We start from the raw sequence: 6,805 nt of genomic DNA on the forward strand, positions 1-6,805 counted from the left end.
CAATCCGCCCGACAATCCCGTGATAACAGTGTTCGCAGCCTTCAAAATGGCGCATAAACACCTTTTCAGGCTGGCAATACTGTTCAATCAGGAAGCGATCATCCGCCTCAAGCTGCCCGGCAACCCGCTGATAAGGCACTTTGCAGTGCGGACATAAGCGCTGTACCAACCGTTGACTTATCAGCCCGATTAACAACAGCGGATCGGCCAGTAACCGTGCCGATACCCCTTCTATTTCGAGTCGCTCAAGGATATTCAGGCCATCATTGGCGTGAAGTGTCGTCATCAGCAGATGCCCGGTCATGGCCGCTTTTAGCGCAGTGATGGCAGATTCCAAATCGCGGATTTCACCGTTTAAAATCGCATCTGGATCACATCGAAGCGCGTAAGCCATCGACAACAGCCATGCGCGTTTGATTTCTTCGGTGTTTTTCTTGTCAGCGATGATCGGCGTCTGGATTGCACCGTAAATACGACCTTCTGGCGGGTCTTCAATGGTTAACAGTCGCCGTATCGGTAATTTGTTGATATAGCCCCATAGCGCAAGATAGGCGGCGGAGGCGGTGCGTAGCGTGGTGGATTTCCCGGATCCGGTTGGCCCGGATAAAATCATCATCCCTTCGGGACGACGCAACAGGCGTTTCAGTGCCCGGACTTGATCGGGCAGAAAGCCCAAGGATTCAAAATCCGGTACGGCATCGCCATCATCCTTAATCAGACGCATCACTACATACAGCCCGCCGACAGCAGGCATATGCGCATAGCGGGCACCAAATATTCCCAGCGGCTTTAAAAAGCGTTCAGCAATGCGGCCATCCTGATGAAGATTGGGGTAAAACTGCTTCTCAGTAACGTCACACATCGACAGGATAATGGTGGATGCCAGCGCCATCCCTTCGTCCTTGTCGATGCAGTCCAGACATTGCAGTTCACCGTGAACCCGCGCCTCAACATAGCAAAACTCGCCGCCATCACGCCCAACGGTAAAATGCACGTCCGACGCTGATAGCGCAATGGCTTTGCGGAAGTAGCTTAATACCCGCTGCTGATTGACGCTGTGTGCCGGGGCATCACCCGATTGTGGGAGGGCGACGTTGGCGATTTCATCCAGCGACAGGCTGGCCCAGCGGGTACGCCCCGGAAAGGCTTTCTGTACCCGGCTGACAAAGTGCTGAACCTTGAAATCTTCGCGGTAATTGTCCGCGATAAAAATATCAATCATGCCGTCCTCGGCCTGAGTCACCCGCACAAAGCGGGCGATATCGGCATCGGGTTGCGGAAGGGTATTTAGCATAACGTTTTTGCTCCGTTTTTAATAAAAGGACAATGTGCGTTTATCGTTGCCGTCAGTAACCCGCACTTCGCGGGCACTAATCGCCTCAACCCGCAAACGTGTACCGGGGATCTGCTCGCCCTGCCGCAGTTCTGCCCGTTTACCATCGGAGAGCACCAGACGCGCCATCAGCTGCTGACCACTGCCGTAAATTTCTTCTACTGACGGTAAGCCCCCGGCGCGGGGTAAAATTGCTAGCTCCCGGCCATTGAGCGGTAAATTGGCTGTCTGGGTATCAATGCCACTGTCTTCCAGTTCGCGTTGGATACGAGCGCGGGCAGCTTTGGCTTCCAGCATGACGGTTTCGGCCTGTATCTGCTCTAAGCGTTGCAGGGTGTACTCTTCCATCACGGGCAGTTGAGGCGGCGGTGTTTCGGCATAGGCTGCCGCGCTTAATCCTGCCGCGATAAACAGGGCACATTTATGATTTTGCATATAATTTTCCTTCCATCCGGTAACTTAATCGCCCCTGATTGAGCGTGATCGTGATGATGTGCAGGCGTAAACCCAGATCGTCTAATTCATCAAACAACAGGGTCGGCGGGATGGCGGTTTCCAGTGAAAAACTAAAACTGCGCCACGGCATAATCCGCTCTTCGCCGTTAGCACTGACCTGACGGTTGTCGTCTTCTTGCAGGTTAATCGGCAGGCGCATCCGTTGCGCAAAGGTGGTTAGTCGCTGTATCTGATTATCCGCCTCCGGCAAGGTGCGGGTATCCGCTGAAGGCGTAAAAATGACGGATTGGCTAAAGCCGCCGGTATCGCCCTGCCCGGGTAAATTGAAATACGGCGTCGTCTGCCCGGCGTAAACCTGCTTCACCCGGTAAGCGAAATCGCCCACGGTGGCCCCAACGGGTTTGCTGTACGCCAGCCGTAATGTGCCTTCTTGTGCGCACTGCGCCTCTTTAAAGCGCCAGCCTGCCAGCGACAGCGGGATTTTTTGCCAGCGTTCGGCACAGGCGTTAATAAACGGCATCAATCGCGGTGTGTCATGCCATGGGAAGCGCAGAGCTGGGGACGTCTGCGTCTGTTGCTGTGCCAGCCATGCCGCCCGTATGGCGGCCTGACGTAACGTTTCCTGATGGGTTTGATACCCGTTCCAGCCGACGTAACCGACCAACATCAGGCCGCACAGGGTGAAAAGGCCTAAAAATCGCCGCTTGCGTGATGTTGCCTGAAAGCGGGTGCTGGCAGGAAAGCCAGACCCTGCCAGCAAACCGTCCAAATCAAAAGGCTGGCTATCGGCGATGTTCCAGTCTGCCGGGGCGAAAATCTGCCAGCCGCCTTCCGGCTCACGGTTAAACTGGAGAAAGTTTTTTTGCGTCTGCACGATGGCGGCCTTGTCGCCGACCACATCGTTAATCAGTACGCCGTCAATGGTACTGACAAAGCCGTAATGCGCCTTGTCTATCGCGATAATGGCGTAGCCGCTGCCTTTCAGTTGCCGGGCGATGAGCAAAGCCAGTGCGTAACCGTCCTTGCAGCCTTTGGGCAATGCCAGCTTTGCCCAATTGACCAGCCCCATCACCCACTGCGGATTTTTCTGGCTGTCCCGATAGCGGTAACTGACCACGCGATCAGCCCCTTGCCGTCGCGCTTCGCTTTTAACGTTTTTACCCGCCCGCAACGTCACGGGGAGCCAGTCTATTCCGGCCAGAAAAACGCGGCGACCTCGCACAATCGGCGTCGCGGTAAATAGCGGTGTTGTCGTCATCATTATCCCTCCTGCGACAGAACCGGGGTAATGAGCACAACCAGCATCCGATCACCGTCTTCTGCCTGTTGACCGCCGCCTAAGCCAAAGAACCACGGTTGACCGACGCCCTGCTTGCTTCCTTTACGGCTGGCCTGCTGAAAGCCGGATAACACCAGTGTCTGGCCGGTTTTCATTTTCACGCGCTGGGTGAAGGTTTTCAGTTGCGTATTGAGCAATTCGACCGAGCTTTCCCCGGAAGTAAAGGTACGGCGGGTAGGCGGTTCAGAGAGATTGATGGCGAATTGCAGTAACAGGTGTTGACCGTCCGGCATGATATTCGGCAGTAGATTGATATAAAATCCGGTGGTAATGGTGGCGGGTTGGATCGAGGTTGCCGTGCCGACATTCGCGGTGGATTGTGTTGTTACCTGCGCCACATAATCCTCCTGTTCGGCTACCTGCATGGCGACCGGCGAAAGATTGGTGGTGGTATTCGATTGCTGGGTAACGACACTCACTTTAGCTTGCTCGGCAAGGGCTTTAAGAAAGACTTTTGACCCCGCCAGCCGCCCGTCTACGACCGAGAAGCCGCCATTCATGATATTGCCCGCCGCGCCGCCAAAGGCTTGACTGAGCGACAAACCTAAACGACCATTGTTAAAAACGGCGTTCCAGTCCAGTCCTAACTGGTCTTTTTGCCGTTTTTCGACGCTCAACACTTCAATATTGAGCACCACCTGCCGGTCTAATGTCTGGTTGCGCTCGTCAACAAAACGCTCAACCGTATCCAGCACACGAGGAACATCCGTAACCGTCAGATTACCGGCAGACAGGAACATACGCCCCAGCCCCGGCGTCAGCATCGATTTCACTGCGCCCTGTAAATCCGCATACAAAGATGACTTTATGGTGGTTGAGGTAGATTGTGACGTGATGGCATCACCACTGAGCGCATTGCCGCTCTGCCCGCCACTGTTACCGGCTTTGGAGGTGGTGCCGCTGACGACTCTGGATTGGTAATCGGTCTGTGAATCCATAAAATTCAACGTAAATGACCGGGTTTCCAGCGCGTAGATAACTATCTGTCCCGATTCATAGCGCCACGATACACCAAGGCGACTGGCGATAGTGTCGAGCAGCCCGGCAAGCGGGCCGTTCCAGTAAAGCCCGTTCAGGTTCGCGCCGGTGTTAACCGCAGCAGGCGCAGAGGATGAGGCCATCCCGATAGAGGCCAGCGGCACCATGCCATTGACATCCGGTGGCGGGATATCGCCTTTTATCTGCTGGGTCTGGCCGCCAAAGACGCCGCCCAATAGCGTTAATGCGTCCGGCGTGACGGAAACGGGAATGCGGCACACGCGGGTAATACGCTCAGAGACGTCATGCAGGCTGAGTGAGCCTTGCCGGTTAATCGTAATGGTACAAGGGGGTGTAGCTTTTTTTATCGCTGCCCGGTCAATTATCGGCGTGGGATTCACCCACTGCCGGGCGGCTTCGCGTAATACAGGCGATGGCGAGGTCAATTTTTGCATCTGCTGCTTCGCTTTTGCGTCTGTCGCCTCACTGTTTTTCATGTTTTGATTAATGCGTTCAATACTGGTACAGCCAGACAATGCCAGCACCACCAGTAAAGGCGCAGCAGAAAAAATCGCTCGCATGGTATATCCTTTGTTATCTTAAACTTTGGAAAGGGTTAGATATGGAGTTTTGGAATGTTTTTTCTAGCACTGTTAAAGATGGCTTCCTATATATATCAGTGCTCACAATCGCGTTTTATTTGATAATGCTTGTTTTTGGTCTTTTTTCATTAAAAAAGGCTAGTGGCCGAAATAATAATAAACCATCAGCGCTATACCATTTCACCTCAAAAAGTTGTTTGAAAAAAATAGTATCTTGCAGGATTATCAGATCAACAAAATATGGGGTGGTTTTTAGTACATCGAACAAACGAAAAAGCAATAGAGGGCGCAACTGCAACCCACTTAAAAGAAAAGGGGTGATTATCTTTTTGGGTGAATCACTAAATAGCTTTAAGAGTAATTACGCTGCTAGTTTATTAAAATTGATTTTTTTGTATAAAATTATTGAAACTAATACTCAAGAACACATCACAAAATCATATGGAGATCTGCACCTTTTAGAAGTAGAAGAAATTAATGATTATATATTGCTGGTTAGGAATTCAAAAATAGTGCCATGCAACAAAAAAACACATTTCATTAGGAAATTAAAATCACTGATTAAAAAATATTGCAATTTGGCATTTAGTGTCATGTTTTTATGCGCATTTCTTGGGGTGCTGGGTCTTTTGACGGATTTGGCGTTAATAAAGTTAATCATGGGTACAATTTGCGGGTTGTATTTTCTTATTTATATTTCCCTATTTTTTATTTCTTGCTTTTTAGCAAAAATGGATAAAATGGTTCAGCTTTAATTTTTTCTGCTAACTCCTTAAAAGTGTAAGTGTCGTTGTTGCACAAAATAGTCGTTGACTCTCCTAACACACCATAATTCCACAAGCAATTGTTTTCTTTAACGTAAAAGTATATTTTTGTAGCGTTAAATAAAATGCAAATGCAGATTGAGGCTATAAAAAAACAGCCCACCCTCTGCATGAGATCACACTCACCAAGCCGACAGGCAGGAATGACACCAAAAATCAAAAAAAGTAATAAAGTTAACCAGATCGAGCCAGTTGATAGATACGAAAAAACGGAGTTAAGAGCGACAAAAAAGAAGTGAAATATTAAACCATGCATTTGTTTCCCTTAATTCAAATAAACAATCGCCCCATCGGGGATACGTGCCGGTACTACGACCTGCATATCACGCCCACCATTATCAAAAAGCCGGTGATTTTTTACGCTGCCCAATAGCGCAGAATCGCGGGTTTGGGTTTTAAGCGCCGCCATTAATCCCGGTGAAAACGGTTGCCAGACAAAAACACGTTGGCTGGCAATTACATGCTGGATGGGGGAGTGTGGCGTGATACCGATTTGCGCTGCTGTTAGCACAATCTCATTGGGATTATTGATTGCATCAGGATGGAGGTAGAGATAATCATTAATCGCGTTGATATAGTGAACCGTCTCTATCGCCTGTTGCGTCGTGGTGGTCGTCATTTCAGTACTGTTGAGATTGTCCGCGTGTTGATGCTGATAAAATCCGGCCAGTGATAGCGTCACTAATAGAAAAGAAAGGATTAAATAGCCCATCATCCCCCCGGTGGTTTATCAGTGATGCGCATCAGGCATTGCGCACTATTGGTTTCAGCATAAAGTGGCTTTTTGGCAGATTGATATAACTCCAAAACACTTCGCAATGCGGATTTAAAATCACCACTGAATCTTAGCGGAGCGTCAATCTGATAATTAACAGGTGTTTGCCACAAAACCGACCAATTTTTTACCCCTGGTGCGACACAAGATTCCTTTATTGCCCATGCCATCACCCCGTCCTTTAGCGTTCCGCCTTTTTCTATCTGCCACGTTTGCACGGGTTTTGGTGGCGGCGTGACTTTCATCGTCGTAAGCGGTTTATCCGTAAGCAACGTCGTTGTCTTTGGTGGTGCAATCACACCTTGAGAGTGAGCGAGAGGTTTATTTTCCTTAGCCGATGAAGAATTATTGTTAACGCTGATAACCTTCGGTGGTTGAATCACCGTCAACGGTTTACTTGTTATGAACGTAGCACGCTACGCGTGAGCGGCGCAGCGGTGCTGCTTCGGGGATGTTAATGAGTTGAGTACTGTTTTATACTCTGCAGTAGGTTAATTT

7 protein-coding genes are annotated in these 6,805 nt (G+C 50.0%); 1 reads left to right on the plus strand and 6 read right to left on the minus strand.

The window, feature by feature from the left end; genetic code table 11:
* From G468_RS0115230 to pilN, 4 genes are all read right to left on the minus strand, one after another.
* The coding region (locus tag G468_RS0115230; protein ID WP_026823803.1) for a GspE/PulE family protein at nt 1-1,294 on the minus strand (1,294 nt) is incomplete at its 3' end.
* A gap of 18 nt (nt 1,295-1,312) precedes the next feature.
* On the minus strand, nt 1,313-1,768 hold the full coding sequence (pilP, locus tag G468_RS0115235) for a type IV pilus biogenesis protein PilP (protein ID WP_026823804.1): 456 nt from the start codon (nt 1,766-1,768) through the stop codon (nt 1,313-1,315).
* The gene (pilO2, locus tag G468_RS0115240) at nt 1,755-3,050 is read right to left on the minus strand and encodes a type 4b pilus protein PilO2 (RefSeq protein ID WP_026823805.1); all 1,296 of its coding nucleotides are present in this window, start codon (nt 3,048-3,050) and stop codon (nt 1,755-1,757) included. Before pilO2 ends, pilP begins: the two co-directional genes overlap by 14 nt.
* Complete coding sequence (pilN, locus tag G468_RS0115245; protein WP_026823806.1) at nt 3,050-4,687, minus strand: PilN family type IVB pilus formation outer membrane protein; 1,638 nt, start codon at nt 4,685-4,687, stop codon at nt 3,050-3,052. The genes pilO2 and pilN overlap by 1 nt, the downstream gene beginning before the upstream one ends.
* Before the next feature lie 41 nt (nt 4,688-4,728).
* Here pilN and G468_RS0115250 point away from each other — a divergent pair, with 41 nt between their 5' ends.
* Complete coding sequence (locus G468_RS0115250; protein ID WP_026823807.1) at nt 4,729-5,463, plus strand: hypothetical protein; 735 nt, start codon at nt 4,729-4,731, stop codon at nt 5,461-5,463.
* A gap of 334 nt (nt 5,464-5,797) precedes the next feature.
* On the opposite strand, the gene pilM is transcribed toward G468_RS0115250, so the two are convergent.
* Together pilM and G468_RS0115265 are read right to left on the minus strand one after the other, a co-directional pair.
* A complete protein-coding gene (gene pilM, locus G468_RS0115260) occupies nt 5,798-6,244 on the minus strand; it encodes a type IV pilus biogenesis protein PilM (RefSeq protein ID WP_026823808.1) in 447 nt (148 codons plus the stop codon).
* The gene (locus G468_RS0115265; RefSeq protein ID WP_246067586.1) at nt 6,244-6,690 is read right to left on the minus strand and encodes a toxin co-regulated pilus biosynthesis Q family protein; all 447 of its coding nucleotides are present in this window, start codon (nt 6,688-6,690) and stop codon (nt 6,244-6,246) included. The genes pilM and G468_RS0115265 overlap by 1 nt, the downstream gene beginning before the upstream one ends.
* Nucleotides 6,691-6,805 lie beyond the last annotated feature (115 nt).

The organism is Arsenophonus nasoniae DSM 15247 (genome assembly GCF_000429565.1).
Taxonomy (GTDB): domain Bacteria; phylum Pseudomonadota; class Gammaproteobacteria; order Enterobacterales; family Enterobacteriaceae; genus Arsenophonus; species Arsenophonus nasoniae.